A 26,249-nucleotide genomic window follows, 5' to 3' on the forward strand; every position below is an offset into this window, starting at 1 on the left:
TCATCCTCAGACACCTAAGGAACTAAATCATGGCATCCGCCAAGCCCAAGAAAAAGAACCCGCGCCTCGCCTCCGGCCGTAAGCGCGTCCGCCAGGACACCAAGCTCAACGCTGCGAACACCTCGCTGCGCTCCAAATACCGTACCGCGGTCAAGAACGTCGAAAAGGCTGTTCTGGCTGGCGACAAGACCAAGGCAAGCGAACTCTTCGCGAAGGCCCAGAGCATCGTCGACACCGTCGCCGACAAGGGCATCTTCCACAAGAACAAGGCCGCTCGCGACAAGAGCCGCCTGTCGGCCAAGGTCAAGGCCCTGGCCCTCGCGCCTGAAAAGGCCGCCGCCTGACACCTGTCAGGCAAGCCCGGACCGGAATTCTCCAGTCCGCCGTTTGATCGGGGTGCGCTGCAGCAAAGTGTAAAAAACCGCCTTCGGGCGGTTTTTCATGGGCGATCGTTTTGTCGGGCGCTCTTGTCGGATCAGTCGGCCTTGGGCGGCTCGACGGGAATCACCGGCGCGGCGGGGTCCGAGCGCACCACGGCCGCCACCGGCGTCTGCGCGGCCTTCGGCACGGCGGGTGCGGGCGGCGCCGGGCACACCTCGGAAACCTGCAGGTCGTTGTCTTTTGCGAAGTTCACGCAGAAGTCCCAGGCCATGGGCTCGGCATCGCGCAGGTCGCGGTTCACGATCACGCACTTGATCCCGTTGATGGTGGTCGGCTCGCACCACGGCGAATAGCTCAGGTAACTGCCTGGAAAGGCGCCGCCGGGCCGGAAGGAACTCATGACGCCGGCCAGCCGCTCGGCCCAGTCGCTGGGGCGGAAGGTCCGGCCATCACGCGTGATGCCCTGGATGAAGATTTCTTTGGCAGTGGGGGAAATCATCGTTGATTGAGGCGACCGAAACAGGTGCTGCGGTGCAGCAACGGATTCTATCCGGGGCACTTTTTGCATCCTGAACGGGGGCATTGCTGTAATGCGAAATCCTCAACGAAGCCGTCAAATCGCACGCCTAGAATCCGCGTTCCCTATCTGGAGAACCCAATGAGCGCCACCGCCCAACCCACCTCGCCCCATGTCATGAACACCTACGGTCGCCTGCCGATCGCACTGTCGCATGGCCAGGGCTGCCGAGTCTGGGACACCACGGGCAAGGCCTACATCGACGGCCTGGGCGGCATTGCCGTCAACACGCTGGGCCACAACCACCCCGAGCTGGTGCCCGCGCTGCAGGACCAGCTCACCAAGCTGATCCACAGCTCCAACTACTACCATGTGACCGGCCAGGAGCAGCTTGCCGCCAAGCTGACCGAGATTTCGGGCCTCACCAACGCATTCTTCTGCTGCACCGGCCTCGAGGCCAACGAAGCGGCGCTCAAGCTGGCGCGCAAGTTCGGCCACGACAAGGGCATCGAGCGCCCCGAGATCGTGGTCTACGAAGCCGCCTTCCACGGCCGCAGCATCGCCACCCTGTCGGCCACCGGCAACCCCAAGGTGCAGGCCGGCTTCGGACCGCTGGTCGAGGGCTTCATCCGCGTGCCGCTGAACGACATCGAGGCGCTCAAGAAGGCCACCGAAGGCAACCCCAACGTGGTGGCCGTGTTCTTCGAGACCATCCAGGGCGAAGGCGGCATCCACCCGATGCGCGTGGACTACCTCAAGCAGGTGCGCGCACTTTGCGACGAGCGCGACTGGCTCATGATGATCGACGAAGTGCAGTGCGGCATGGGCCGCACCGGCAAGTGGTTCGCCCACCAGTGGGCGGGCATCCTGCCCGACGTGATGCCGCTGGCCAAGGGCCTGGGCTCGGGCGTGCCGATCGGCGCCGTGGTGGCCGGCCCCAAGGCCGCCAACATCTTCGGCCCGGGCAACCACGGCACCACCTTCGGCGGCAACCCGCTGGCGATGCGTGCCGGCGTCGAGACGATCCGCATCATGGAAGAGCACAAGCTGCTCGAGAATGCCGCCACCGTGGGCGCGCACCTCAAAGCCGCGCTGGAGCGCGAAATCGGCGGCCTGCCCGGCGTGAAGGACATCCGCGGCCAGGGCCTGATGCTGGGCATCGAGCTGGACCGCCCCTGCGGCGTGATCCTGAACCGCGCCTGCGACGCCGGCCTGCTGCTGAGCGTGACGGCCGACAAGGTGATCCGCCTGGTGCCGCCGCTCATCCTGAGCATTGCCGAGGCCGACGAGATCGTCGCCATCCTCGCGCCGATCGTCAAAGCCTTCCTGTCGGAGCCTGCCGCGCAATGACGACCACGACAACGCCAGCCATCCGGCATTACCTGCAGTTCGCCGACCTCACGGCCGACGAGTACGTCTACCTCTTCGATCGCATGGCGATCATCAAGAAGAAGTTCAAGACCTACGAAAAGCACCAGCCGCTGACCGACCGCACGCTGGCCATGATCTTCGAGAAGGCCAGCACGCGCACCCGCGTGAGCTTCGAGGCCGGCATGTACCAGCTGGGCGGCAGCGTGGTGCACCTGACCACCGGCGACAGCCAGCTGGGCCGCGCCGAGCCCATCGAGGACAGCGCCAAGGTCATCAGCCGCATGGTGGACATCGTGATGATCCGCACCTACGAGCAGACCAAGATCGACGCGTTCGCCACGCACTCGCGCGTGCCGGTCATCAACGGCCTGACCAACGAATTCCATCCCTGCCAGATCCTTGCGGACATCTTCACCTACATCGAGCACCGCGGTTCGATCCAGGGCAAGACGGTGGCCTGGGTGGGCGACGGCAACAACATGGCCAACACCTGGCTGCAGGCGGCCGAGATCCTGGGCTTCACCGTGCACGTGAGCACGCCCAGCGGCTACGAGGTCGACCAGTCGATCGCGGGCATCCGCTCGGGCGACAGCTACAAGGTCTTCAAGGACCCGATGGAAGCCTGCCGCGGCGCCGACCTCGTCACCACCGACGTCTGGACCAGCATGGGCTACGAAGCCGAGAACGAAGCGCGCCGCAAAGCCTTCGCCGACTGGTGCGTCGATGAAGACATGATGCGCATCGCCCAGCCCGGCGCCCTCTTCATGCACTGCCTGCCCGCGCACCGCGGCGAAGAAGTGCAGGCCGAAGTCATCGACGGGCCGCAATCGGTCGTGTGGGACGAAGCCGAGAACCGCCTCCATGCCCAGAAGGCGCTGATGGAGTTCCTGCTGCTGGGCAAGCTCTGAGCATCTGAAGAAGAAAAAGGCGCGGCCGCGTGTCCCATTGCCAGCAATGCGGCGCCTGCTGCGCCAGCTACCGCGTCGACTTCAGCGTGCATGAGCTCGACGAGAACGGCGGCCGCGTGCCGTCGGGCCTTGCGGTCGAGGTGAACGACGCCCTCTGCCGCATGCGCGGCACCGACCACACGCCGATGCGCTGCGCGGCGCTCACCGGCAAGATCGGCCAGTCGGTCGCCTGCGGCATCTACGAATGGCGCCCCAACCCCTGCCACGAACTGCAGGCCGGCAGCGATGCCTGCGAACGGGCCCGCGCCCGGCACGGCCTCCCCGCGCTCTCGTCCCTGGATTCCGGAGCCACATCATCTGGTCACGTGGTGTGTTGGAAATAACCGACACCACGACCCCTCGCCCGGCGCTAACTTCGCGCCATGCGTTCTCTGCAACCCCACCCCCGCATCTGGGACATCTCTCCCCCGGTGCATGAAGGCGCGCCGGTGTTCCCCGGCGACACGCCCTACCAGCAGCGCTGGGCCGCGACCATTTCGCCGGATTGCCCGGTCAACGTCAGCGAGATCAAGCTCTCGCCCCACATCGGCGCGCATGCCGATGCCCCCCTGCACTACGACCCCGAGGGCCAGACCATCGGCCAGGTCGATCTCGCGCCTTTCCTAGGCCCCTGCCGGGTGATCCACGCCATCGCCAAGGGGCCGCTGATCGAGTGGGAACACATCGCGCATGCCGTCACCAGCGACCTGCCGCCGCGCGTGCTGGTGCGCACCTACGCCACCATGCCCGTGGGCCACTGGGACCCGCAGCTCGCGGCCTACGCGCCCGCCACCGTCGAGCGCCTGGCGGCCATGGGCGTGAAGCTCATCGGCATCGACACCGCCAGCATCGACCCGGCCGACAGCAAGACGCTGGAGAGCCACCAGCGCATCCGCCGCCTGGACCTGCGCGTGCTCGAGAACCTCGTGCTGGACGACGTGCCCGAGGGCGACTACGAACTCATCGCGCTGCCGCTCAAGCTGGTGAGCGCCGATGCCTCCCCCGTTCGCGCCGTGCTGCGCGATCTTCCCCGCTGAAACCTTCACCATGACGACCCTTGCAGACTGCCGCGCGCTCGACGCGCAAGACCCGCTGCGCGCCCTGCGCGACCAATTCCTCATTCCCGAGGGCGTGCTTTACCTCGACGGCAACTCGCTCGGCGTGTTGCCCAAGGCCGCGCCCGCGCGCATCGCCGAAGTGGTGACCAAGGAATGGGGCGAAGGCCTGATCCGTTCATGGAATACCGCGAGCTGGTTCGACCTGCCGCAGCGCCTGGGCGACAAGGTGGCCCGGCTCATCGGCGCGGCGCCCGGCGAAGTGGTGTGCACCGACAGCACCTCGGTCAATCTCTACAAGGTGCTGTTCGCGGCCCTCTCGCAGCAGAAGGCGAGCGGCCGCAAGCTGGTGGTGAGCGAGCGCAGCAACTTCCCGACCGACCTCTACATCGCCGAGTCGCTGTGCCGCGAGCGCGGCTTCACGCTCAACCTGATCGACGCGAGCGAACTGCAAGGCCCGGATTCGGTGCTGACCGACGAGGTGGCCGTGCTGATGCTCACGCACGTCAACTACCGCACCGGCGCGATGCACGACATGAAGGCCATCACCGCCGCCGCGCATGCCGCGGGTGTGCTCACGGTGTGGGACCTCGCGCACAGCGCGGGCGCCGTGCCGGTCGCGCTCAACGACAGCAACGCCGACTACGCCATCGGCTGCGGCTACAAGTACCTGAACGGCGGGCCGGGCGCGCCGGCTTTCGCGTGGGTGAACACACGGCACGCGGGCCAGTTCGAGCAGCCACTGTCCGGCTGGTGGGGCCACGCGGCGCCCTTCGAGTTCACGCCGCACTACCGCCCCGCGCCGGGCGTCGGCCGCTACCTCTGCGGCACGCAGCCGATCATTGCGCTCGCGGGGCTCGAATGCGGGCTCGACACCGTGCTCGCAGCCGAAGCCTTCAACAAGGACCAGGGCGCGATGGCCGCGCTGCGCACGAAGTCGCTCGCGCTCACCGATCTCTTCATCCAGCTGGTCGAAGAACGCTGCCCGGGACAAGGCCTCTCGCTCATCACCCCGCGCGATCACGCACAACGCGGCTCGCAGGTGTGCTTGAGCCGTGACGAAGGCGCCTACGCCATCGTGCAGGCACTGATCGCGCGCGGCGTGATCGGCGACTACCGCGCCGGCGATTCGCAGATGCCCGACATCCTGCGCTTCGGCTTCACGCCGCTGTACATCGGTTTCGAGGACGTGTGGAGCTCGGTCGAACACCTCGTGCAGGTGCTCGAAACCGGCGAGTGGCGGCGCGAAGAATTCAACCGCAAGAACGCAGTGACATGACCGCCGAAAAGCACACCGAGAACATCGTCCACGAAGAGAAGGCGCAACTGGACTTCAGCAAGTCCATGAGCTACGGCGACTACCTGCACCTGGACGAAATCCTCAACGCCCAGCATCCGCTCTCGCCCGCGCACGACGAGATGCTGTTCATCGTGCAGCACCAGACCAGCGAGCTCTGGATGAAGTTGATGCTGCACGAGCTGCGCGCCGCCACCACCTGCATCGCCGGCGAGAAACTGGCCGACGCCTTCAAGATGCTCGCGCGCGTGAGCCGCATCATGGAACAGCTGGTGAGCGCATGGACCGTGCTCTCGACCATGACGCCGCCCGAGTACACGGCGATGCGCCCGTACCTGGCCAACTCCAGCGGCTTCCAGAGCGCGCAGTACCGCTGCATCGAGTTCGCGCTCGGCAACAAGAACGCCGCGATGCTCAAGCCGCACATGCACCGCGCCGATCTGCTCGCGCAGGTCGACGCTGCGTACCGCCAGCCATCGCTGTACGACGAGTCGCTGCGCCTCCTGGCGCGCCACGGCCTGCCGGTGCCGGCCGACCGCCTGGAGCGCGACTGGACGCAGCCCTACGAATCGAGCGACGGCGTCGAGGCGGCATGGCTCGTGGTCTACCGCAATCCGCACGACCACTGGGACCTGTACCAGCTCGGCGAGAAGCTCACCGACCTGGAAGACGCCTTCCGCCTCTGGCGCTTCCGCCATGTGACCACGGTCGAGCGCGTGATCGGCTTCAAGCGCGGCACCGGCGGCACGGGCGGCGTGAGCTACCTGCGCAAGATGCTGGACGTGGTGCTGTTCCCGGAAATCTGGAAGCTGCGCACCGAGCTCTGAACGACGCTTGGTTGTTGGACCGCCAATAGTCCAACAGATTGTTGGATTACTTCCTCAGGCGTCCGCAGCCACCTGTTCGGCCATATCGCGTGGATCGGCCAGTTCAATCCGGCCCGCAAGGCAAGGCTGATGCGCCTCTTCGAGCGCATCGAATGGCCGGCCGTCCCCCAGCCTGCGCGCTGAACGCTCGAATGTAGTGCTTGCCACGCCTGTGCAAAACGCTACATTTTTGGCAACAACGACGGAGGCCACTGCCATGCACAACATCCGGTTCTCACCCGACGAGATCTCCACCTTGCGGGCACACGGCGTCGTGCTGTTCGCGGACCGCGTGATCTTCGATGCGCAGCCGCCGATGCCGGCGCAGCAGATCGTGGCCTTGCAGGCCCTGTGTGCCGGACCGATTCCCGAAGCACTGGCCGCGCTGTGGCAAGAGACGGCGGGCGGGCGCCTGGACTACGACCTGGCGCTGCCGATGAACGGCAACATCGAGAACGTGAGCTGGTCGGAGATCTTCTGGGATGGCAGCGACGGCTACCGCGACCTGCAGGGCTGGATCGAGCACGAACAGGAACTGGCGCAGGAGGCCGCCGCCGACGGCGGCGCGCCCTGGAGCGGCAAGATCACCCACCTGCCCTTCGGCGGCTTCGAGTACCTGGACCGCATCTACACCGTGGTGGAGCCCGGCGAGGCGCACGGCCGGGTCATCGCGTGGAAGCAGGGCCTGCCGCCGGCCTGGACGCACGCGCTGCATGAAGACACCCTGAGCACCGTCGCACCGGACCTGCACGGCGCCTTCGCCGCATTGCACCTGGACGAAGACCCGCTGGCCCCCACGAGCGACTATTTCTCGGGGCAGACCCTGCTGCAGTACCTGGACGACCGCCACCAGGACCATGGGCTGGACCTGGACCTGATGGACAAGCTGGTCACCTTCTACTGCCGCGCCGTGGTCGACTGGCGCACGCCGCTGGCGGACGGCACGCTGCGCCATCGCCCGGCGCTCGCGCGCGCGGCGCTGCACCACGCGATCGCGACCGACGACGCGCCGCTGGTGGGCGAGCTCGCGGCCTCGGGCGTGAGCTTCGACGGGCCGCAGCAAGGCAGCGCCCTCGCGACCGACATTGCGTTGGGCCAGAGCGCCTTCGCAGCCGCCGCGGCCCTGGTGCGCGCAGGTGCGCCGGTGGCGGTCGATGCCTTGCGCAACGTCGATGGCCAGATCGCCCCCGAACTCACCAGCGCGCTGCTGGCCAATGGCGCCGAGCCGAGCGTGGCGGCCATCGTCAAGTGCGTGGCGTGCGGTGCGCCTGCAAGCGCGCACCTGATCGCGGATGCGTGCGCGGACACCGGCATCGACGTGCCGCCGGCCTTTGTGGCCGACCGCGATGCGATGCTGACGGAACTGGAGACGACGCTCGCGAAAGTGCGCGATGGCTCGCTCGGCCACTACCTGGGGCCTGAAGGCCTGGCGGAACGCATCGAGCACCTGCAGACCTTCAGGCTCTGAAGGTCGGAGCGTTCAACCGCCGCTGGACCGCCGCTCAGCCGCCACTCAGCCACCATAGAGCCAGGGCTGGTCGAGCAACCGCGCGCCGAGCGTGCGCATCGCAAGGTCGCGCCCCACGCGCATGGCGCCAGTGGCATGGAAGACCTCGCCATTGCGCCGCGCGCGCGCCTGCACCTGCGCATTGCGTTGCCAGCGCGCCTGGGCGTAGCGCGCAAAGGCGGCGGGCACGTCGGCCGCACCGGCGTCGCCCAGCGCATCGGCCAGCGCGGCCGCATCCTCGATCGCCATGCCGGCGCCCTGCGCGAGGTACGGCACCATCGGGTGCGCCGCGTCGCCCACCAGCGCGACGCGCTCGTGCGCCATGTCGGCGGCAGAGGTCAACGGCGCGCGGTCGCTGAGCGACCAGGCGCGCCAGCCGGGCATCGCTTCGAGCAATGCCTGCAGGCGGCCGCTGCTGCGGCCCGTGGCCTGTTGCAGGGCCGCGATGCTGCTGGACTGGTCCCAGTCGCGCGCATCGCCGGCCGGCGCGGATTCGGCGATCACCACCACGTTGAGCCAGTCGCCGCCACGCACCGGGTACGCCACGGCATGCAGGTGCGGGCCCAACCACACGTCGACCTGCCGGCGCCGCAGCGCCGCGGGCAGGTCGGACTGCAAGGCCAATGCGCGCCAGGCCGTATGGCCGGTCACGCGCGGTGGCTCCGCGGCGGCGGGCGTGTCGAGTTGGCGCCGCACCATGCTCCAGAGGCCGTCGGCGCCCACGAGCGCCTCGCCCTCCCAGGCGCGGGCGTCGGTGCTCGAAACGCACACCAGGTCGTCGCTGGTCTCGACCTGCCTGATCTGCGCCGCGGTGACCAACGTGCCGGTGCCGCGCGCGCGCACCGCTTCGAGGAGCAGCGCATGCAGGTCGGCGCGGTGCACGCAGAAGTAAGGGGCGCCGTAACGCTGCTGCATCGCGTCGCCCAGCGGCAGGCGGGCCAGCACGGCATCGCTGTCGGCGCTGTGGACCACCAATGCATCGGGGCGCGCCGCGATCTTTGCGAGGCCCTGAGCGAGGTCCAGTTGCTGAAGACGCCGCGTGACGTTGGGACCGAGCTGCACGCCGGCCCCGATCTCGCCGAAGACCGCCGCCTGCTCGAAGACATCGGCGCGGTGCCGGCCCCGCGAAAGCGCCAGCGCCGTGGCCAGCCCCCCGATGCCGCCTCCGGCGACGAGGATGTGCGTGGGCATCGGCTCAGAGGCTGGGAGGTAATTCGGCGTGACCGAGCAGCCCCCGCAAACTGCCCCAACCAAAGCGCGAAGCACAGCCATAGCTCGGGCTATGGCGAGCATTTGCAACGCGAAGTGGGGCCATTTGCGGGGGATGAGCGGTCATGCCGGATTGCCTCTCAGCCTCTCAGCTGTTCGAGAGGGCCTTGTCGGCTTGCGTGGCGTTGGTGTTGCCGGGCTTCTTGGGGGCGCAGCTGCCGCAGGTGTCGCACGAACCGCAACCCGAGGTCTTGGCGAGCGATGCGGCCAGCTGGTTGGCGCGCTCCTGGTCGACCAGGCCCGCGCGCTGCGAGCCGGCCGCGAGCTTGTGCGCTGCGCTGCGCCGCCAGCCAGCGGGCATCCAGCGCCAGACCGCGTAGAACGCGGCCGCCGCGACGATCAATCCGACGATCAGTTGTTGTGCCATTTTTTCTTCAAACCTTTCAGCGCCGGGAGCGGTTTTAACCCGCGCCCAGTGCCACTGCAACGTGATAGGTGATGAAGCACGCTGCATAGGCCAGGGCAAACAGGTAGCCCGCCATGATCCACACGTACTTCCACGAGGCCGTCTCGCGCTTCACGGCGGCCAGCGTCGAGATGCACTGCGGCGCGAACACGTACCAGACCAAGAGCGACAGCGCCGTCGCCAGCGACCAGCTGCCGGCGATCAGCGGCTCCAGCGCACCGGCCACGTCGTCGCCGGTGGCCGAGAGCGCGTACACCGTGCCCAGCGCGCCCACCGCCACTTCGCGCGCCGCCATGCCGGGCACCAGCGCGATCGAGATCTGCCAGTTGAAACCGATGGGCGCGAAGATGTATTCGAGCCCGCGCCCGATCATGCCGGCCAGGCTGTACTGGATGGCCGGGCCGGTCGCGCCTTCGGGCGGCGACGGGAAGGTCGAGAGGAACCACAGCAGGATCGTGAGCGTGAGGATGATCGTGCCCACGCGCTGGAGGAAGATCCACGCTCGTTCATAAAGTCCCACAACCAGGTTTCGAGGGTTCGGCCAGCGGTAGGCGGGCAACTCCATCAGGAGCGGCGAGTGCTGCGCGTTGTCGCGAAAGCGCTTCATCACCCAGGCCACGGCCATCGCCGAGACGATGCCGAACACGTACAGCGCAAAGAGAACCACGCCCTGCAGGTTGAAGACGCCGCCCACGGTGCGCGCCGGAATGAACGCCGCAATGAGCAGCGCATACACCGGCAGCCGCGCCGAACAGGTCATGAGCGGCGCGATCATGATGGTGGTGATGCGGTCGCGCCAGTTGCTGATGGTGCGCGTGGCCATCACGCCCGGAATGGCGCAGGCGAAGCTGGAGAGCAGCGGAATGAACGAGCGGCCCGACAGGCCCACGGTGCCCATCACGCGGTCGAGCAGGAAGGCCGCGCGCGGCAGGTAGCCCGAATCTTCGAGCGCGAGGATGAACAGGAACAGGATCAGGATCTGCGGCAGAAACACGATCACGCCGCCCACGCCGGCGATCACGCCGTCCACCAGCAGGCTCTGCAGCATGCCTTCGGGGATGGCCGTCTTGAGCAGGCCGCCGAGCGCCTCGGTGCCGGCCTTGATGGCGTCCATGGGCACGTTGGCCCAGCTGAACACGGCCTGGAACATCAGGAACATCGTGACGGCCAGCACCACCATGCCCCAGACCGGATGCATCACCACGCGGTCGATGCGGTCGCTGGTGGCCAGGCTGCCGACCGGCTCGGTCACCGCCAGGCCGAGGATGCGGCGCACCTCGCGCTGCGTGGCGAGCACGTCGTCCAGACCCGGCGCCTGCCAGGGCTGCGGCGCGGCGGCGGCGACCGGGGCGTCGAGCGCTTCGAGCAGGTTCTTCGCACCGCCGGTGTGGACGCCGACGGTTTCGAGCACCGGCACGCCCAGTTCGCGCGAGAGCACGGCGGTGTCCACCGCAATGCCCTGCTTCTTGGCCATGTCGGTCATGTTGAGCGCGACCACCATCGGCAGGCCGAGCTTCTTCGCCTCGAGCACCAGGCGCAGGTTCAGGCGCAGGTTGGTCGCGTCGGTCACGCACACCAGGAGGTCGGGCAGGGCCTCGTTGCTCTGGCCGGTGACGATGTCGCGGGTGACGGCCTCGTCGGCGCTGAGCGCATTCAGGCTGTAGGCGCCCGGCAGGTCGAGCACGAAGACGCGGCGGCCCGTGGGGGTACGGAGCGTGCCTTCCTTGCGCTCGACGGTCACGCCGGCGTAGTTGGCGACCTTCTGGCGGCTGCCGGTCAAGAGGTTGAAGAGCGCGGTCTTGCCGCAGTTCGGGTTGCCGAGCAGCGCGATGCGCCCCGGCTGGGCGGTGGGCGCGAAGCCGCCGGGTCCCTGGATGACGGCTTCAGCCATGGTTGGCGGCTCCGGGGGTGACGTGGATGAGCGCGGCCTCGTGGCGGCGCAGCGCGAAGGTGGTGTGGCCCAGGCGAACCGCCAGCGGCTCCCGGCCCGGGATGCCGCTCGCGACGATGCGCACGGCCTCGCCCGGCACGAAGCCGATTTCGGTCAGCCGCAGGACGAGCTCGCGGTCGTCCGCGCCCTCGGGGCGCGCCACGTCGAGCACGGTGGCCCACTGGTTGTTGGGAAGCTGGTCGAGGCGCAGGGCGACGGCGGTGGAGGCCGGCGCGGTGCCGAATTCGTTGGTTCGCACGGTGGGGCGGCGCCCTGGATATCCGGACGCACCTGTAAGCAAAACCTAGATGCTATCAATTCTCAATTGGAAGCACCTGACTAAAGCCCTTTGACCATGCAGATTGGCACTTTTGCGGCGCATTCAGGCCGAGGCCAATTCGACGATGCGAGCAGACACCGAATCGCCATCGACGATGAGTTCGGCGACGGCGATTGGCAATTTGAATCGCCGGGGGCCGGCGCTGCCCGGGTTGACATAGAGCACGCCGCCGCGCTCCTCGATCTTCGGTTTGTGGGAATGGCCGGAAATGACGACGCGGACGCCGGCCTCGGCGGGATCGATGTCGATCTGCGAAAGGTCGTGGATGGCGTAGATGACCACGCCGCCGACCTTCAGGAATTCCGTCTCGGCAATGCCGTCGGCCCACGGTTCCCGGTCGTTGTTGCCCCGCACGACCGTGAGCGGCGCGATGGCCGAAAGCGCTTCGAGGATGCCGGCATCGCCGATGTCCCCGCCATGCACGATGAAGTCGCTGCCCTGCAAGGCAGCCACAGCCTGCGGGCGCAGCAGGCCGTGGGTGTCGGAAATGAGCCCGACGCGGATCAAGCCTTGGTCCGTAGCTCAGGCCGCCAGCAGCTGCCGCAGCACGAACGGCAGGATGCCGCCGTGCTTGTAGTAATCCACCTCGATCGGCGTGTCGATGCGAAGGCGCACCGTCACCTCCTGGTGCGTGCCGTCGGGGCGGTGCACGATGAGCTTCACGTCCATCTGTGGCTTGAGCTCGCCGCCGATCACCACGTCGATCTTCTCGTCGCCCGTCAAGCCCAGCGTCTGCCATGAATCGGCGCCGCGGAACTGCAGCGGCAGCACGCCCATGCCCACCAGGTTGGCGCGGTGGATGCGCTCGAAGCTGCGTGCCACCACCGCCTTGATGCCCAGGAGCTGCGTGCCCTTGGCGGCCCAGTCGCGCGACGAGCCGGTGCCGTACTCCTCGCCGCCGAACACCACCGTGGGGGTGCCCTCTTCCATGTACTTCATGGCGGCGTCGTAGATGAACATCTTCTGGTTGCCCGGCTGGAACAGCGTGACGCCGCCCTCTTCCTGCGTGCCGTTGGCGTCCGGCGGAATCATCAGGTTCTTGATGCGCACGTTGGCGAAGGTGCCGCGCATCATCACGTCGTGGTTGCCGCGGCGGGAGCCATAGCTGTTGAAGTCGGCCTTGGGCACGCCGTGCGCCTTGAGCCAGATGCCCGCGGGCGAGCTTTCCTTGATCGAGCCAGCCGGCGAGATGTGGTCGGTGGTGATCGAGTCGCCGAAGAGCGCCATGATCCGCGCGCTCTTGAAGCCCGCGTCCGTCGCATGCGGCTTCATCTTGAAGCCCTCGAAGAACGGCGGCTCGGCGATGTAGGTCGACTTGGGCCAGTCGTAGACCTGCCCGTCGGTGCCCTTGATGCTGCTCCAGAACTTGCCCGGATCGGTCTTCACCTTCTCGTAGTTCGCGCGGAACGACTTGGCGTTCATCGCAAAGCGCAGGTTCTCGTCGATTTCCTTGGGGCTGGGCCAGATGTCGCCCAGGTACACGTCCTTGCCGTTCTTGCCCTTGCCCACCGGCTCGGTCATGAGGTCGGTCATCACGTTGCCCGCGATCGCGAAGGCCACCACCAGCGGCGGCGAGGCCAGGAAGTTGGCCTTCAGGTTCGGATGGATGCGCGCCTCGAAATTGCGGTTGCCCGAGAGCACGGCCGCGCCGATCAAATCGTTCTTGGTGATGGCTTCGTTGATCTCCGGCGTGAGGTCGCCGGCGTTGCCGATGCAGGTGGTGCAGCCGTAGCCCGCGAGGTAGAAGCCGAGCTTCTCCAGGTACGGCAGGAGGCCCGCTTTCTCCAGGTATTCGGTGACGATGCGCGAGCCCGGCGCGAGCGAGGTCTTCACGTGCGGCTTGACCGTGAGTCCCGCCTCCACTGCCTTCTTGGCCAGGAGGCCCGCCGCGAGCATCACGCTCGGGTTGGAGGTGTTGGTGCACGAGGTGATCGCCGCGATCAGCACGTCGCCGTTGCCGATGGTGACCTGCCCCTTGGGCGCAGGCGGCGCGGTGGCGCTGGTGTGCGCCGCGGCCTTGGTCGAGCGGTTGGCGACCATTTCGACCAGTTCGCGCGGCGACCCGGCCGGCGGCGCGGCGGCCTCTTCGTCGTTGCCTTGGCCGGCAATGGCGAGCGGGTAGCGCAGCTTCAGCTTGTCGGCCGGCTGGTTGAAGCCGTTGGCGTCGTTGGGCTTGCTGTAGAGCTCGGAGAACTTGGTGGCCAGGTGGCCCAGGTCGATGCGGTCCTGCGGGCGCTTGGGGCCTGCAAGGCTGGGCGACACGGTGCCCAGGTCGAGCCGGACGATCTTGGTGTAGTCGATGTCGCCCGGCGCGGGCATGCCGAACAGGCCCTGCGCCTTGTAGTAGGCCTCGAAGCGCTCGACCTCTTCCTTGGTGCGGCCGGTGCCTTCGAAGTAGGCCACGGTCATCTCGTCGACCGGGAAGAAGCCCATGGTCGCGCCGTATTCGGGTGCCATGTTGCCGATGGTCGCGCGGTCGGGCACGGCGATCGATGCGGCGCCGGGGCCGAAGAATTCGACGAACTTGCCCACCACTTTTTCGGTGCGAAGGATGGCGGTGACGAACAGCACCAGGTCGGTGGCCGTCACGCCTTCGCGCAGCTTTCCGGTGAGCTCGAAGCCCACCACGTCGGGCGTCAGCATGTAGACCGGCTGGCCCAGCATCGCGGCCTCGGCCTCGATGCCGCCCACACCCCAGCCGACCACGCCGATGCCGTTGATCATGGTCGTGTGGCTGTCGGTGCCGACCAGCGAGTCGGGGTAATACGTGGGCGTGTCCGCCTTGTCGTGCGGGCTCTTGTAGACGCCGCGCGCGAAGTATTCGAGGTTGACCTGGTGCACGATGCCAAAGCCCGGCGGCACGACGCGGAAGGTGTCGAAGGCCTGCATGCCCCACTTCATGAACTGGTAGCGCTCGTTGTTGCGCTGGAATTCCAGCTTCATGTTCAGGTCGAGCGCCTTGGGGGTGCCGTAGTAGTCGACCATCACCGAATGGTCGACCACCAGGTCCACGGGCACCAGCGGCTCGATGGTCTTGGGCGACTTGTTCAGCTTGGCGGCCACGCTGCGCATGGCGGCCAGGTCGGCCAGGAGCGGCACGCCGGTGAAGTCCTGCAGCACCACGCGGGTGACGACGAAGGGAATCTCGTCGGTGCGCTCGGCATTGGGGGCCCAGTGGGCCAGTTCTTCGACATGCTTGGGCGAGACCTTCTGCCCATCGCAATTGCGCAGCACCGATTCGAGCACGATGCGGATCGACACGGGCAGCCGGTCGATGGTGGGATATTGCTTGGCCAGCTCCTTCAGGGACCAGTACTTGCCGGATTTGCCCGATGCGGTCTTGAAGGTCTTGAGGGTGGACGCAAAGGCGTGAGCCGGTGCTTTGGCCATAGAGGAACTCCTGTTGTTTCGTGGAAGCTCCTCAAGGATAGCGGGGATCAATGTCAATCGTTGTAGTCGGTCTTCCCTGCCGCGCTCTCTCCGCGCTATGTTCCTCATGGCGAGAAATGCCGGGTAGACCGGCGTTGCCGGCACCTCTCGCGTCGCCTGCGTTCAGGCCAGCGCCATGCCGGCGCGGCCGCGGGTGCGGCGAAGGCCGGTCCATTGCAGCTCGGCCAGCACGACCACGCACACGGCCTGCGCAAGCACCCAGGCCACGCCCAGCGCAGTGACCGCGAACATGCCGCTCACCAACAAGGCGATGCAGGCCACGGCCCAGCCGAAATTGCCGGCGACCACCAGGCCGATCAGCGTGCGCGGCGACGTGGCGCGGCTGGCCATGAAGGCGGCGAGCGCCGCATACGCCAGCAGGAACACGCCGGTGCCCATGAGCAGCGCCGCGGGCAGCCCGGTGAGCCCTGCCAGCGCGTCGGTGAATGCCACCTGCAGTGCACCGGTCGCGGCGCAGGAGGCGGCGTCGGCCCACATCACGTGGGGCAGGAAGCGGGGGGAAGTGAAGACGGACATGTGAATCTCCTTGGGGTGATCACCGGGTGATCACTGGGTGGATACGCCGCAAGCCAGTCCTGCCGCGTTGGAGCCAATGATTCCGCGGGCCATGCACCGCGTCGATGACCTGGGAGGTCATGGCGCCGCGCCGCCGCCACGCCAGAATGCGGGCCATGAACACCACCCGCAGCACCCATTCGTCCAAAGCCAGCCAGCCCGGCGCGCGCGATCCGTTCGGCGCGCACCTGCGGCACTGGCGCACGCACCGGCGCCTGAGCCAGCTCGACCTGGCGCAGGAGGCCGAGGTCTCGACCCGGCACCTGAGCTACGTGGAAACCGGCCGCGCCACGCCCAGCCGCGAGATGGTGCTGCGCCTGGCCGAGCGGCTGGAAGTGCCGCTGCGCGAGCGCAATGCGCTGCTGGTGGCCGCGGGCTTCGCGCCGATGTACCGGCAGCGCTCGCTCGACGATCCGGCGCTGGCTTCGGCCCGGCGCGCGGTGGACCTGGTGCTCAAGGGCCACGAACCCTTCCCCGCGCTCGCAGTCGACCGCCACTGGAACCTCGTGGCCCACAACGCGCTGGTGCCGATGCTCATGGCCGGCGCGGCGGCCGAGCTGGTGGCACCGCCCGTCAACGTGCTGCGCCTGAGCCTGCACCCCGACGGCCTGGCCTCGCGCATCGCCAACTTCGCGCAATGGCGCACCCACCTCCTCGAACGGCTGCAGCAGCAAATTGCCGCGACGGGCGATGCCGTGCTGCAGGCGCTGCACGACGAACTGGAGGCCTTTCCCACCCCCAGCGTGAGCCACGATGCGCCCGCGACGGACACGGAGCTTTCAGGCGTGGTCGTGCCTTTTCAGCTCGTCACGCCCCATGGGGTGCTCAGCTTCATCAGCACCACGACGATCTTCGGCACGCCGGTCGATGTCACGTTGCAGGAACTGGCGGTGGAGTCGTTCTTTCCGGCCGATGCGCAGACGGCGGCGGCACTGGTGGAGATGGCGAAGCAAGCGGCGGCGTGAGGCTCACATCCTTGGCTTTCTGCGCCGACGGGCCTTCGAAGTCGTCCACCTGGATGACCTTGTCGGCGGCTCGCAGATAGGCCAGCGCAAGTTCCGGATCGGGCGCCGAACGCGCAGCCTCTTCCAGCGAATTCGTGCGGCGCAGCACCTTGTTGAGCGCGGCCGTCGTGTCGCCCAGTTGTGCGCCCAGTTCCATCGCGTGCATCAGGTCGCGCAGGCCGCCGGCCGCCGGTTCGCTGAGGTCGGGCGCCAGGCGCTCGACGATGCGCGGGTTCGTGCGCAGCAGGTCCGCGAGTTCGATGAGCTGCACATCGCGCAGAGGCGCCAGGTGCGCGGTACGGCGCAGCACCAGCGCACCGATCACGCGCCGGCCGGCCGTCGGCAGGTTGGCATACAGGTCGCGCAGGATCTTGCCGGCCTCGTCGAGTTGCAGCCGGATCGCGGCCTGCGCAAACGGCAGCAGCTCGGGCGCCGCGTCGACGCGATAGCGCCAGACGCACGCGCTCGCCAGGTACAGGTGCGCCAGCACGTCGCCCAGGCGCGCGGACAGCAGCTCCATGCGCTTGAGCTTGCCGCCGAGCATGCCCATCGCGAGGTCGGCGGTAAGCGCGTACTTGGCGCTCATGCGCGCGATGAGCCGCGCCTCGCGCGCCAGCGCTTCGGGCGGCGTGCCGAGCACCGGCGCACCGAAGAGGCTGTGCCACAGGTTCACCATCACGTGCTTGCCGTGCGCGATGAGCGCCCTGCCGAGCGCTTTTTCGTCGTTCGCCTGCACGGCCGCCATCTCGTCGAGCACATGCGGATGGCAGCGCACCGCGCCCTGCCCGAACACGATGAGCGCGCGCGTGAGGATGTTCGCGCCCTCCACCGTGATCGCGATCGGCGCCTGCCGGTAGGCCACGCCCAGCAGGTTCGACGGGCCCGAGATGATCCCCTTGCCCCCGAGGATGTCCATGCCGTGGTTGACCGCGCGGCGCCCCGCCTCGGTCAGATGCACCTTCAGGATCGCGCTCGCCACGCTGGGCCGCTCGCCCTTGTCGAGCGCGGCGGCCGTGAAGCGGCGCGCCGCATCGCTCGCGTAGAGCTCAGCCGACATCTGCGCGACCAGCCCCGCGATCGCATGGAATTTGCCGACCGGCAGGCCGAACTGCTCGCGGATCTGGCCGTAGCCGTTGCTCACGTACAGCGCCGTCTGCTGCATCGCCGAGCCGAGCGCGGGCAGCGAAATCGCGCGTCCCGCGGCCAGGCATTCCATCAGCATGCGCCAGCCCTGGCCGACCTGTTTCTCGCCGCCGATGATCCAGTCCATCGGCACGAAGACCTGGCGCCCGTGGATCGGTCCGTTCATGAAGGCGCTGTCCATCGGACGATGGCGCCGGCCGATCTCCATGCCCTCGTGCGGCACGGGAATCAGCGCGCAGGTGATGCCCAGGTCGCGCTGGCCCTCGAGCCGGCTCTGGTCGACGGCGTGGAAGGCCAGGCCCACCACGGTGGCAACGGGCGCGAGCGTGATGTAGCGCTTGTCGAAATCGACCAGGAAGCCGCGCGTCGGCTTTCCCTCGAACTCGCGCTCGACCACCACGCCGCGATCGGGAATCGACGCGGCATCGGAGCCGGCATAGGGCGAGGTCAGTCCGAAGCACGGCAGCTCGCGGCCATCGGCCAGGCGCGGCAGGTAGTGCTCTTTCTGCGCGTCGGTGCCGTAGCGCAGCAGCAGTTCGGCCGGGCCGAGCGAGTTGGGCACCATCACCGTGACGGCCGTGGCGACGTTCACCGTGGCGATGCGCGCGACCACCGTGGCGTGTGCGTAGTGGCCGAAGCCGAGCCCGCCGAACTCCTGGGGAATGATCATTCCGAAGAAGCGCTTTTCCCGCAGGAAACGCCACACCTCGGCCGGCAGGTCGTGCGCCTGGTCGATGGCATGGTCGTCCAGCATGTGGCAGAGCGCCCGCACCTCGTTGTGCAGGAAGGCCTGCTCGCGCTCGGTGAGCTGGTTGGGGCCCATGGCCGTGAGCGCATCGAAGTCCGGGTGGCCCGCGAAGAGCTGGCCTTCGAAACCGACGGTGCCGGCCTCCAGTGCGGCCCGCTCGGTATCGCCCAGCGGCGGCAGCGCCTTCGAGAACGGCTGCATGGCCCAGCGGCCGATCAGTGAAGCCAGGGGCATCGGGTCTCCTTCGCCGCGACGGATGCGCGGATCAGGACCATTGTTGCGCCGCGCCCCGCGTGCGTGGGGCCAGTGAAGGACGGCCCTGCGTGTCGGATTCGGGCCCGCCCCGGCGGCGGCGCGAGTGACCGGCTAGCGGCGCTTGGGGGCCTGTCCCGCAGGCGCGGCGGGCGCTGCAGAGGCCGGCGCTGCGACCGCCGCCGCGGGGTCCCGCCAGCCGTACTCGACATAGCGGCGGATCACGAGGCAGCCCGGCGGCGAATCGATCAGCGAGACCGACGAGGTCGGCTCCTTGGCATCGGTGTAGACCGCGTAGATGGGCAGCAGGCGCGTCATCTGGTAGTCCTTGAGTTCCTGCTCGGCAACGCTCTGGCAGGTGAAGGGCGCGACCGAGATGCGCTCGGCCGACACGGTGCAGGTGCCACTGTCGCCGGGAATCGCGGTGATCGAGGCCGCCACGCCGGCATTCGGGTACTGGATGCCGACCAGCGAGAACATGGGGCCGTCGTCGGGGCGCTTGCGGTCCCAGTCGAGCAGCACGTCGTGGCCGCGGCTGCCCTGCACGGTGAGCGTCGCAAGCCGCGTGATGGCGGGCAGGCAGCGCTTGATGCCCACGCTGGTGGCCGCGCGCGTGAGCGTGTCCTGCGGCGGCGCGGCCGGCGCCTGCGGCACCAGCACGCCTTGCGCGAACGCGGTGCCGGCCAGGGCCCAGATTGCCACCGCAGGCAGCAGCCGTGCGAGTCGTTGTGTGGGTGTCTTCATCTGGGTTCTCAGGCGTAGAGGTTCTCGATGGCCGCGGTGTAGATGCGCACGTTCTCCTCGCTTTCGGGGTCGAGCTTCGCGATGAGCTGGCGTGCGCGCTCGCGGTAGGCCGGCAGGTTGGCATCGTGCTCGGCAAAGGCCTGCTGCAGCGCGCGGCCGCCCTCTTCGCAGTCGAAGCCGTGATAGCGGTAGCCGCAATCGCCGATGAGGTGCGAGTTGTGGATCAGCGGATAGCCGCCGTAGAGCGCCTCGTAGTAGAGGTAGTTCTGCGCGTTTTCCCAGTGGTGCGCGAAGACCGCATCGACGTTGCCCGGCAGCACCTGGTAGAGCGGAAAGCGCCCCTCGAAGGTGGCCAGGCCGTGCTGCACGATGTCCAGGCTCTGCGCAAAGCCCACGAACAGCGGCTTCTCCTTCAGGTGGAAGCTGTTGTACACCCACACCCGCTCGATGAGCCGCGGCTGCGCGCGGTGCGCCGCCTCGCAGCCGAGCATGGGGATGAAGCTGGTCTTCACCATGCAGATGTTGGGCTCGAAGATGGCGACGCGCCAGCGCTTGCGCCCGGGCTCGTAGTCGAAAGGCTTGGCGCTGCCATCGGCGTTGGTTCCGGCGCGTGCCATGGCCTTCTGCAGCACCATCGGGCTCCAGAGGTGCGGCATCAGCCGCACCGGTGCGCGGAACGTGCTCGCAAAGTACGGCTTGCACGAGGCCTCGTACTCCGGCAGCGTCCAGACCTCGTCATAGGGCGCGCCCGAGACGAGCATGCCGTGCGGCTTGTCGAAGATCATGCGCTCGATGTCGATCACGAAGTCGTTGCCCACGCGCATGGAGACGATCTTGCCGCCCCGCGCCTTGAACGCCTCCGACCACTCGCGCGCCAGCTGCGCGCTCATCTCGATCATGAGATCGAGCTCCTGCGCGGCGGTGGCCATGTCGATGATCGGCACCGGCGAATCGGCCAGGAAGTTGGTGGCGTCCGCCGGGCCGCCGTCGCCGCCGCCCGCCACCAGCACGGTGCTGGCCACGCGCGGAGAGCGCATCAGCAGCATCACCAGGAACAGGCAGTTCTGGTAGACGCCGTTTTCCCAGAGGCTCTGCTCGCCCTTGCGGATGAAGATGGAAACGCCGACCCTGAGCTTGGCGGGCATGGCTGCGGATGAAGGGGTGTTCTGCACTGCGCTCATGCGGTCCTCACGCCATCGGCACGGAACGCGGGGTCGCCGCCCACCAGGTGCAGCAGGCGCTGCGCGTAGCCATCGATGTTCGCCTGATGGAGCGGATCGATCGCGTCGAACACGCGCTGGCTGCGGGCACGGTAGTCGTCCAGCTGCGCGTCGTGCCCGCGCACCGCCTGCAGCAGCTGCTCTGCGCCGGCGGCAATGTCGAAGTCGGGGTAGTAGTAGCCGGCATCGCGCAGCCAGGGCGAGTTGTGCACCAGCGGATAGTTGCCGTACAGCGCATCGAGATAGCTGTAGTTCTGGTCGTTCTGCCACTGGTGCGACACCACCGCATCGGCGAACTGCACCATGAAGCCCGCGAAATCGTGCCGGCCATGGAAGATGGCCTTGTGCTGGCGCACGATGTCCAGCGAGTTCGCCATGTAGAGCATCGTCGGATGGTCCTTCAGGTGCAGGGTGTTGAGCACCTGCATCGAGGTCACGGCATTCGGGTCGACGCGGTAGGCGCCGTCGCAGATCAGCATGGGCACGCTGCTGGACTTCACCACCGAGATGTTGGGCTCGAAGATCGCCACGCGGAACCCGGGCTGCTCCGCGGTGCGCGGCGTGTAGCCGAAGCGATAGCCCGACGCCTCGACCTCGGCGACGCGCTGGGCCAGGAACTGCGGAGACCAGAGGTAGGGAACCTCGTGCACCGGGCGGCGGTGCAGGGTTCGCATCATCGGCGCGAAGACGGCGTCCTTGGGCAAGAGCCACACCTCGTCGCAGCGGTCGGGCTTGCTGAAATGGCCCTTGTCGCTGAACACGATCGGCTCGGCCAGTGCCACGAAGGGCTGCCCCACGCAATGGAAGGCCGAACGCCCGCCGCAGGCACGGAAGTAGGAGAGCCACTGCACGTCGAGGGCGCCGGCCATCTCGATGACCACGTCCAGCGCGTCGGTCAGCTCGCGGGCGCGGCCGAATGCAAGGCCCATGGCGGACAGGTCGACCTGGGGCGGCATGGCCTGCTGGTCGCCCGCATCGACGAGCGTGACGGATTCGACGAAATCGATGCGCTGCAGCAACCGGGCCAGAAAGAGGACGTTCTGCCCCATCCCGTTTTCCCAGATGTTCTGCCCCGCATGGGTGAGGACTGAAATACCAATACGCATGGGGCCGAAGTGTGTACCAAAAGAAAATGGCTCCCGCACCATCGGCGCGGGAGCCACGTTGCGGCGGCTACTTTAGTGGCTTATTTCCACTTCCAGCCGATGCCGGCGTTCAGGCCCCACTCCTTGCCGGTGGTGGACAGGCCCGCGCCCCAGGACATCTTGCCGTCGTCCGACAGTGCCTTGAAGGTCAGCGCCACGGCGCTGTAGCCCTTGTAGCTGCCGAAGCCCACGCCCACGGTCTTCTCGCCGGGGTACAGCGTCGGCAGGTAGGTGCCCGACATCGCGAAGGCCATGGCCGAGCCCGAGTAGGCGATGCGAGCCACGTCGCCGACCTGGCTCTGCACCTGGTTCAGCTGCTGCACATTGACCGCGTCGTTCGGCAGGATGCCTGGCGCCACGTTGTTGATGCGCGTGCCGCCCGGTGCCTGGCCGCCGCCCAGCGTGATCTGGTTGTAGTTGACCGTCCCGTCGGGGTTGGTCGCGTACTGCACGCTGCTGGCCTTGGCCGCGCTGGATGCGGCCCGGAGCTGCGCGACGTTGGTCGCATCGCTGTCGGCCGAGCCGGCTGCCACGCCCGTGATCTGGCGGAACTGGTTGTTGGCTGCGTCGCCCACGGACACCGCGGCCTGCGTGCTGGTCGTGGCCCGGATGGCCGCTTCCTGCTGCGCATTCGCGCTGCCGGGGATGTAGCCGGCCACGCCTGCCGCGGTCGATGCCACCGAGTTCGCACCCAGCGCCACGCCGCCGCTTTGCGTGACCACCGCGCCGAAGCCGATCGCCGTGCCCTGCGAGACGTTCTGCGCCTTGCTCAGCACCGTGCCGCCGGCGTCGGCCTTGTCGCCCAACGCCACGCCGCCGCCGCCCGCGCGGGAATCGACACCGATCGCCTGCGAACCGGTCGCCAGCGCGCCGGAGCCGATGGCAATGGCGTTGGCACCCGTGGCCTGCGCGCCGAAGCCGATCGCCACGGCGCCGTCCGCCGTTGCCTTCGCGCCGTTGCCGGCGGCGAAGGAGTTGGCGCCGCTGGAGACCGATTGCGGGCCGATCGCCACGGAGTCCTGGCCGCTGGCTACCGAGTCGGCGGCCGTCGAGCCCGTGTGGAAGTACTTCGTGCCCTTGTCGTTGATGGTGTTGACCGTCGTGCTCAGGCTGCCGATGCTGCTGGTCGCCGTGCTCAGGCCGGTCGAGGTGGAGGTCGACAGGCTCGCGATGCCGCTCGTTGCCGAGCCCACGCTGGTCGACAGGCTGTCCAGGTTGCTGTTGGTCGTGCTCAGGCCGGTCGAGAGGCTGGAGATACCGCTGGTGGCGGTGCTCAGGCCGGTCGAGGTCGACGTGGACAGGCTGTTGACGTTGCTGTTCGTCGTGCTCAGGCCCGTCGAGAGGCTGTCGACGCTGCTGGTCACGGTGCTCAGGCCCGTGGACAGGCTGCCGATGCTGCTGGTCGCGGTGCTCAGGCCGGTCGAGGTCGAGGTCGACAGGCTGTCGACGCTGCTGGTCACGGTGCTCAGCGCCGACGACGTGGAGGTCGACAGGCTGCTCACATTGCTGTTCGTGGAGCTCAGGCCGGTAGAAAGGCTCGAGATGCCGCTGGTGGCGGTGCTCAGCCCAGACGACGTCGAAGTCGACAGGCTGCTCACGTTGCTGTTCGTGGAGCTCAGGCCGGTCGAGAGGCTCGAGATACCGCTGGTGGCGGTGCTCAGGCCGATCGAGAGGCTGGAAATGCCGACGGTGACAGTGCTCAGGCCGACCGACAGGCTGCCGATACCGCTGTTCGCAGTGCTCAGGCCCGTGGAGAGGCTACCGATGCTGCTCGTTGCGGTGCTCAGGCCGGACGACGTGGAAGTCGAGAGGCTGCTGACGGTGCTGTCCGTCGTGCTGAGGCCGGTCGAGAGGCTGGAGATGCCGCTGGTGGCGGTGCTCAGGCCAGACGACGTGGAGGTCGACAAGCTGCTCACGCTGCTGTTGGTCGAGCTCAGACCGGTGGACAGGCTCGAGATGCCGCTGGTGGCGGTGCTCAAGCCCGTGGACAAGCTGCCGATGCTGCTGGTCGCCGTGCTCAGGCCAGACGACGTCGAAGTCGACAGGCTGCTCACGTTGCTGTTCGTGGAGCTCAGGCCGGTGGACAGGCTCGAGATGCCGCTGGTGGCCGTGCTCAGGCCAGACGACGTCGAAGTCGACAGGCTGCTCACGTTGCTGTTCGTGGAGCTCAGGCCGGTGGACAGGCTCGAGATGCCGCTGGTGGCCGTGCTCAGGCCAGACGACGTCGAAGTCGACAGGCTGCTCACGTTGCTGTTCGTGGAGCTCAGGCCGGTCGACAGGCTCGAGATGCCGCTGGTCGCAGTGCTCAGGCCAGACGACGTGGACGTCGAGAGGCTGTTGACGCTGCTGTTGGTCGAGCTCAGACCGGTGGACAGACTCGAGATGCCGCTGCTTGCCGTGCTCAGGCCCGTGGACAAGCTGCCGATGCTGCTCGTCGCCGTGCTCAGGCCCGATGACGTCGAGGTCGACAGGCTGCTCACGCTGCTGTTCGTGGAACTCAGGCCGGTGGACAGGCTCGATATGCCACTGGTGGCAGTGCTCAGTCCCGTGGACAAGCTGCCGATGCTGCTGGTCGCCGTGCTCAGGCCAGATGACGTCGAGGTCGACAGGCTGCTCACGCTGCTGTTGGTCGAGCTCAACCCGGTTGAAAGGCTCGAGATACCGCTCGTCGCCGTGCTCAGTCCGCTGGACGTCGACGTGGACAGGCTATTGACGCTGCTGTTGGTCGAACTCAGACCTGTCGACAGGCTGGAGATGCCGCTGGTGGCAGTGCTCAGACCAGACGACGTCGAGGTCGACAGGCTGCTCACATTGCTGTTCGTGGAGCTCAACCCGGTCGAAAGGCTCGAGATACCGCTCGTCGCCGTGCTCAGTCCGCTGGACGTCGACGTGGACAGGCTATCGATGCTGCTGGTTGCCGTGCTCAGTCCGGACGAGGTGGAGGTCGACAAGCTATTGACGCTGCTGTTGGTCGAACTCAGCCCTGTCGAAAGGCTGGAGACGCCGCTGGTGACAGTACTCAGACCAGACGACGTGGAGGTCGAGAGGCTGCTCACATTGCTGTTCGTCGAGCTCAGGCCGGTGGACAGGCTCGAGATGCCACTGGTTGCCGTGCTCAGACCCGTGGACAAGCTACCGATGCTGCTCGTTGCGGTACTCAGGCCAGACGACGTGGAGGTCGAGAGGCTGCTCACACTGCTGTTCGTCGAGCTCAGGCCGGTCGAGAGGCTGGAGATGCCGCTCGTCGCCGTACTTAAACCGCTGGACGTCGACGTGGACAGGCTATCGATGCTACTGGTTGCGGTGCTCAGGCCAGACGAAGTGGAAGTCGACAAGCTGCTCACGCTGCTGTTGGTCGAGCTCAAGCCAGTCGACAGGCTTGAGATGCCGCTGGTCGCAGTGCTCAGACCGGACGAGGTCGAGGTCGACAAGCTGCTCACGCTGCTGTTCGTGGAGCTCAGACCGGTGGACAGGCTCGAAATGCCGCTCGTCGCCGTGCTCAGTCCGCTGGACGTTGACGTAGACAGGTTGTCGAGGCTGCTGGTTGCAGTGCTCAGACCAGACGATGTGGAGGTCGACAGGCTGCTCACGCTGCTGTTGGTCGAACTCAAGCCGGTCGAGAGGCTGGAGATGCCACTGGTCGCCGTGCTCAAGCCGGACGAGGTCGAAGTCGACAGGCTGCTCACGCTGCTGCTCGTCGAGCTCAAGCCGGTCGAGAGGCTGGAGATGCCACTGGTGGCGGTGCTCAGGCCGGATGAAGTAGAGGTCGAAAGGCTGTCCACACTGCTATTGGTCGAGCTCAGACCCGTCGACAGGCTCGAGATGCCGCTGGTCGCTGTGCTTAGACCCGAGGACGTCGAGGCCGACAGGCTGCTCACGTTGCTGTTCGTGGAACTCAAACCGGTCGAGAGGCTGGAGATACCGCTAGTCGCCGTGCTCAACCCCGACGACGTCGAAGTCGACAGGCTGCTCACGCTGCTGTTGGTCGAACTCAAGCCGGTCGAGAGGCTGGAGATGCCACTGGTCGCCGTGCTCAACCCTGACGACGTCGATGTCGACAAGCTGCTCACGCTGCTGTTGGTCGAGCTCAAGCCGGTGGACA

Annotated in this window: 23 protein-coding genes and 1 pseudogene; 9 read left to right on the top strand and 15 right to left on the bottom strand. The window is 67.5% G+C overall.

Annotated features, from left to right (window positions below):
• The first annotated feature begins 29 nt into the window (after positions 1 to 29).
• Complete coding sequence (gene rpsT, locus BM133_RS15030; protein WP_007831346.1) at positions 30 to 344, top strand: 30S ribosomal protein S20; 315 nt, start codon at positions 30 to 32, stop codon at positions 342 to 344.
• Positions 345 to 475: 131 nt separating this feature from the next.
• Here rpsT and BM133_RS15035 read toward each other — a convergent pair whose 3' ends face one another.
• On the bottom strand, positions 476 to 880 hold the full coding sequence (locus tag BM133_RS15035; protein ID WP_093434767.1) for a DUF3579 domain-containing protein: 405 nt from the start codon (positions 878 to 880) through the stop codon (positions 476 to 478).
• 159 nt (positions 881 to 1,039) lie between these two features.
• On the opposite strand from BM133_RS15035, the gene BM133_RS15040 reads away from it, so the two are divergent.
• Genes BM133_RS15040 through kynA form a run of 6 tightly spaced genes read left to right on the top strand, consistent with a single transcriptional unit; the run spans position 1,040 to position 6,395 of the window.
• Positions 1,040 to 2,248, top strand: coding sequence for an aspartate aminotransferase family protein (locus BM133_RS15040; protein ID WP_093434768.1), 1,209 nt, complete (start codon positions 1,040 to 1,042; stop codon positions 2,246 to 2,248).
• A complete protein-coding gene (gene argF / locus BM133_RS15045; protein WP_093434770.1) occupies positions 2,245 to 3,177 on the top strand; it encodes an ornithine carbamoyltransferase in 933 nt (310 codons plus the stop codon). The genes BM133_RS15040 and argF overlap by 4 nt, the downstream gene beginning before the upstream one ends.
• 29 nt (positions 3,178 to 3,206) lie before the next feature.
• Entirely contained in the window at positions 3,207 to 3,560 is a 354-nt protein-coding gene (locus tag BM133_RS15050; protein WP_093434771.1) for a YkgJ family cysteine cluster protein, read from the top strand.
• Between the two features lie 39 nt (positions 3,561 to 3,599).
• A complete protein-coding gene (kynB, locus tag BM133_RS15055) occupies positions 3,600 to 4,253 on the top strand; it encodes an arylformamidase (RefSeq protein ID WP_093434773.1) in 654 nt (217 codons plus the stop codon).
• A gap of 10 nt (positions 4,254 to 4,263) precedes the next feature.
• On the top strand, positions 4,264 to 5,550 hold the full coding sequence (gene kynU, locus BM133_RS15060) for a kynureninase (protein ID WP_093434774.1): 1,287 nt from the start codon (positions 4,264 to 4,266) through the stop codon (positions 5,548 to 5,550).
• Entirely contained in the window at positions 5,547 to 6,395 is an 849-nt protein-coding gene (gene kynA / locus BM133_RS15065) for a tryptophan 2,3-dioxygenase (protein WP_093434776.1), read from the top strand. The genes kynU and kynA overlap by 4 nt, the downstream gene beginning before the upstream one ends.
• A gap of 54 nt (positions 6,396 to 6,449) precedes the next feature.
• Here kynA and BM133_RS34625 read toward each other — a convergent pair whose 3' ends face one another.
• Positions 6,450 to 6,653, bottom strand: a complete 204-nt coding sequence (locus tag BM133_RS34625; protein ID WP_143100135.1) for a hypothetical protein — start codon at positions 6,651 to 6,653, stop codon at positions 6,450 to 6,452.
• Here BM133_RS34625 and BM133_RS15070 point away from each other — a divergent pair.
• A complete protein-coding gene (locus BM133_RS15070; protein WP_093434778.1) occupies positions 6,652 to 7,902 on the top strand; it encodes an SMI1/KNR4 family protein in 1,251 nt (416 codons plus the stop codon). The genes BM133_RS34625 and BM133_RS15070 overlap by 2 nt on opposite strands.
• 45 nt (positions 7,903 to 7,947) lie before the next feature.
• Here the strand turns inward: BM133_RS15070 and BM133_RS15075 are convergent, their stop codons facing one another.
• The 7 genes from BM133_RS15075 to BM133_RS15105 all read right to left on the bottom strand — a co-directional run bounded on the left by BM133_RS15075 (position 7,948) and on the right by BM133_RS15105 (position 15,852).
• Positions 7,948 to 9,132, bottom strand: coding sequence for an FAD-dependent monooxygenase (locus BM133_RS15075; protein ID WP_093434779.1), 1,185 nt, complete (start codon positions 9,130 to 9,132; stop codon positions 7,948 to 7,950).
• Positions 9,133 to 9,298: 166 nt separating this feature from the next.
• Positions 9,299 to 9,577: a DUF6587 family protein gene (locus tag BM133_RS15080; protein ID WP_093434781.1), complete on the bottom strand. Its 279-nt coding sequence runs from the start codon at positions 9,575 to 9,577 to the stop codon at positions 9,299 to 9,301.
• Between the two features lie 34 nt (positions 9,578 to 9,611).
• Positions 9,612 to 11,507 (bottom strand): ferrous iron transporter B, encoded by a 1,896-nt coding sequence (locus BM133_RS15085; protein ID WP_093434782.1) that lies wholly within the window; start codon positions 11,505 to 11,507, stop codon positions 9,612 to 9,614.
• Positions 11,500 to 11,805, bottom strand: a complete 306-nt coding sequence (locus BM133_RS15090; RefSeq protein ID WP_093434784.1) for a FeoA family protein — start codon at positions 11,803 to 11,805, stop codon at positions 11,500 to 11,502. Before BM133_RS15090 ends, BM133_RS15085 begins: the two co-directional genes overlap by 8 nt.
• A 123-nt stretch (positions 11,806 to 11,928) precedes the next feature.
• Positions 11,929 to 12,393, bottom strand: coding sequence for a metallophosphoesterase family protein (locus BM133_RS15095; RefSeq protein WP_093434785.1), 465 nt, complete (start codon positions 12,391 to 12,393; stop codon positions 11,929 to 11,931).
• A 15-nt stretch (positions 12,394 to 12,408) separates the two neighbouring features.
• Positions 12,409 to 15,276 carry an aconitate hydratase gene (locus tag BM133_RS15100; protein WP_093434787.1) on the bottom strand — a complete coding sequence of 956 codons (2,868 nt, stop codon included), beginning with the start codon at positions 15,274 to 15,276 and terminating at the stop codon, positions 12,409 to 12,411.
• A gap of 162 nt (positions 15,277 to 15,438) precedes the next feature.
• Entirely contained in the window at positions 15,439 to 15,852 is a 414-nt protein-coding gene (locus BM133_RS15105; protein ID WP_093434788.1) for a hypothetical protein, read from the bottom strand.
• Between the two features lie 155 nt (positions 15,853 to 16,007).
• On the opposite strand from BM133_RS15105, the gene BM133_RS15110 reads away from it, so the two are divergent.
• A complete protein-coding gene (locus BM133_RS15110) occupies positions 16,008 to 16,856 on the top strand; it encodes a helix-turn-helix domain-containing protein (protein WP_093435357.1) in 849 nt (282 codons plus the stop codon).
• Here BM133_RS15110 and BM133_RS15115 read toward each other — a convergent pair.
• From BM133_RS15115 to BM133_RS15135, 6 genes and pseudogenes are all read right to left on the bottom strand, one after another.
• Entirely contained in the window at positions 16,762 to 19,020 is a 2,259-nt protein-coding gene (locus BM133_RS15115) for an acyl-CoA dehydrogenase (protein WP_093434790.1), read from the bottom strand. The genes BM133_RS15110 and BM133_RS15115 overlap by 95 nt on opposite strands.
• Before the next feature lie 132 nt (positions 19,021 to 19,152).
• Positions 19,153 to 19,782: a hypothetical protein gene (locus BM133_RS15120; RefSeq protein WP_093434792.1), complete on the bottom strand. Its 630-nt coding sequence runs from the start codon at positions 19,780 to 19,782 to the stop codon at positions 19,153 to 19,155.
• An 8-nt stretch (positions 19,783 to 19,790) separates the two neighbouring features.
• Positions 19,791 to 20,963 (bottom strand): DUF2827 domain-containing protein, encoded by a 1,173-nt coding sequence (locus BM133_RS15125; RefSeq protein WP_093434794.1) that lies wholly within the window; start codon positions 20,961 to 20,963, stop codon positions 19,791 to 19,793.
• Positions 20,960 to 22,108, bottom strand: a complete 1,149-nt coding sequence (locus tag BM133_RS15130; RefSeq protein ID WP_093434796.1) for a DUF2827 domain-containing protein — start codon at positions 22,106 to 22,108, stop codon at positions 20,960 to 20,962. Before BM133_RS15130 ends, BM133_RS15125 begins: the two co-directional genes overlap by 4 nt.
• An 80-nt stretch (positions 22,109 to 22,188) precedes the next feature.
• The gene (locus BM133_RS35755; protein WP_371286339.1) at positions 22,189 to 23,340 is read right to left on the bottom strand and encodes a YadA-like family protein; all 1,152 of its coding nucleotides are present in this window, start codon (positions 23,338 to 23,340) and stop codon (positions 22,189 to 22,191) included.
• A gap of 96 nt (positions 23,341 to 23,436) precedes the next feature.
• Positions 23,437 to 26,249: pseudogene (locus BM133_RS15135) on the bottom strand (hypothetical protein); the annotation flags it as partial.

It is taken from the genome of Variovorax sp. 770b2, assembly GCF_900115685.1.
Classification (GTDB): Bacteria; Pseudomonadota; Gammaproteobacteria; order Burkholderiales; family Burkholderiaceae_C; genus Variovorax.

Excerpts from the sequence above, each read along its gene's own strand:
- BM133_RS15130 (WP_093434796.1), bottom strand. The coding sequence starts at position 22,108 with ATGCGTATTGGTATTTCAGTCCTCACCCATGCGGGGCAGAACATCTGG.
- BM133_RS15120 (WP_093434792.1), bottom strand. The coding sequence starts at position 19,782 with ATGAAGACACCCACACAACGACTCGCACGGCTGCTGCCTGCGGTGGCA.
- BM133_RS15110 (WP_093435357.1), top strand. The coding sequence starts at position 16,008 with ATGAACACCACCCGCAGCACCCATTCGTCCAAAGCCAGCCAGCCCGGC.
- kynB (WP_093434773.1), top strand. The coding sequence starts at position 3,600 with ATGCGTTCTCTGCAACCCCACCCCCGCATCTGGGACATCTCTCCCCCG.
- BM133_RS15040 (WP_093434768.1), top strand. The coding sequence starts at position 1,040 with ATGAGCGCCACCGCCCAACCCACCTCGCCCCATGTCATGAACACCTAC.
- BM133_RS15070 (WP_093434778.1), top strand. The coding sequence starts at position 6,652 with ATGCACAACATCCGGTTCTCACCCGACGAGATCTCCACCTTGCGGGCA.
- BM133_RS15085 (WP_093434782.1), bottom strand. The coding sequence starts at position 11,507 with ATGGCTGAAGCCGTCATCCAGGGACCCGGCGGCTTCGCGCCCACCGCC.
- kynA (WP_093434776.1), top strand. The coding sequence starts at position 5,547 with ATGACCGCCGAAAAGCACACCGAGAACATCGTCCACGAAGAGAAGGCG.
- BM133_RS34625 (WP_143100135.1), bottom strand. The coding sequence starts at position 6,653 with ATGGCAGTGGCCTCCGTCGTTGTTGCCAAAAATGTAGCGTTTTGCACA.
- kynU (WP_093434774.1), top strand. The coding sequence starts at position 4,264 with ATGACGACCCTTGCAGACTGCCGCGCGCTCGACGCGCAAGACCCGCTG.
- rpsT (WP_007831346.1), top strand. The coding sequence starts at position 30 with ATGGCATCCGCCAAGCCCAAGAAAAAGAACCCGCGCCTCGCCTCCGGC.
- BM133_RS15100 (WP_093434787.1), bottom strand. The coding sequence starts at position 15,276 with ATGGCCAAAGCACCGGCTCACGCCTTTGCGTCCACCCTCAAGACCTTC.
- BM133_RS15125 (WP_093434794.1), bottom strand. The coding sequence starts at position 20,963 with ATGAGCGCAGTGCAGAACACCCCTTCATCCGCAGCCATGCCCGCCAAG.
- argF (WP_093434770.1), top strand. The coding sequence starts at position 2,245 with ATGACGACCACGACAACGCCAGCCATCCGGCATTACCTGCAGTTCGCC.
- BM133_RS15105 (WP_093434788.1), bottom strand. The coding sequence starts at position 15,852 with ATGTCCGTCTTCACTTCCCCCCGCTTCCTGCCCCACGTGATGTGGGCC.
- BM133_RS15080 (WP_093434781.1), bottom strand. The coding sequence starts at position 9,577 with ATGGCACAACAACTGATCGTCGGATTGATCGTCGCGGCGGCCGCGTTC.
- BM133_RS15035 (WP_093434767.1), bottom strand. The coding sequence starts at position 880 with ATGATTTCCCCCACTGCCAAAGAAATCTTCATCCAGGGCATCACGCGT.
- BM133_RS15075 (WP_093434779.1), bottom strand. The coding sequence starts at position 9,132 with ATGCCCACGCACATCCTCGTCGCCGGAGGCGGCATCGGGGGGCTGGCC.
- BM133_RS15115 (WP_093434790.1), bottom strand. The coding sequence starts at position 19,020 with ATGCCCCTGGCTTCACTGATCGGCCGCTGGGCCATGCAGCCGTTCTCG.